Source organism: Methylobacterium nigriterrae (assembly GCF_037106235.1).
Classification (GTDB): Bacteria; Pseudomonadota; Alphaproteobacteria; order Rhizobiales; family Beijerinckiaceae; genus Methylobacterium; species Methylobacterium nigriterrae.
This window is the reverse complement of record NZ_JBAWTG010000416.1, coordinates 1-984: the sequence shown is the minus strand read 5'-3', so window position 1 is coordinate 984 and position 984 is coordinate 1. Positions and strand designations below refer to the sequence as shown.

Sequence of the window (984 nt, the reverse complement as noted above, 5' to 3'; positions counted from 1 at the left end):
CACGAACTCTCCCGCCGGCGAGGCGGCGTTCTGCTCCATGAAGGCGGTGATTTTCGGCGCGATCTCGGCCCGAAAGCGCGAGCCGTTGAAGATGCCGTAATGCCCCGCGCCGATCTGGAGATGATACGCCTTCTTCCCGGCCGGCAAGCTCGTGGCGAGATCCAACGCCGCCCGCGTCTGGCCGATGCCCGTGATGTCGTCCTTCTCCCCCTCGATCGCCATCAAGGCGCAGCGGCGGATCGCACCGAGATCCACGGGCTCGCCGCGATGGCGCATCACGCCGCGCGCCATCTCGTGGTCGATGAACACCGTCTCGATGGTCTGGAGGAAGAACTCCGCCGTGAGGTCCATCACGGCGAGATACTCGTCGTAGAACTCCCGGTGCTTGGCAGCCGAGTCGCCGTCGCCCTGCACGAGGTGGTTGAACATGTCCCAGTGCGCCGTCTGGTGGCGGTCGAGATTCATGCCGATGAAGCCGGCCAGCTGCAGGAAGCCCGGGTAGACCCTGCGGCCGTAGCCCGGATGCCGCCACGGCACCGGGTGGATGCAGTGGCGCTCGAACCAGCCGATGCTGCGCTCCTGGGGCAGGCGGTTCACGGCGGTCGGCGAGCGGCGGGTGTCGATGGGCCCGCCGATCAGCACGGCTGATTGCGGCACCAGCGGGTGATCCTCGGCTTCCATGCGGGCGATGGCGGCGAGCACCGGAACAGACGGCTGGCAGACCGCCATCACATGCAGGTCCGGCCCCAGCGCCTCGAACATCGCCATGCAGTAGCCGATGTAGTCGTCGAGGTCGAAGCGGCCGGCTGCCAGCGGCACCTGCTTGGCGTCGGCCCAGTCGGTGATGAAGACCTGGTGGGTGCCGAGAAAGGCAGCGACGGTGCCGCGCAGGAGCGTCGCATAGTGGCCCGACATCGGGGCGACGATCAGCATCTTCGGCTTGGTCGAGGGCTCACCGAAGGCGAGGACGCGGCAGAAGGGACG

At 67.7% G+C, this 984-nt stretch carries 1 protein-coding gene; it reads right to left on the bottom strand.

From position 1 onward, the window contains the following. On the bottom strand, positions 1-984 hold a 984-nt coding region (phaZ, locus tag WDW90_RS37490), incomplete at both ends, for a polyhydroxyalkanoate depolymerase (protein ID WP_336492785.1).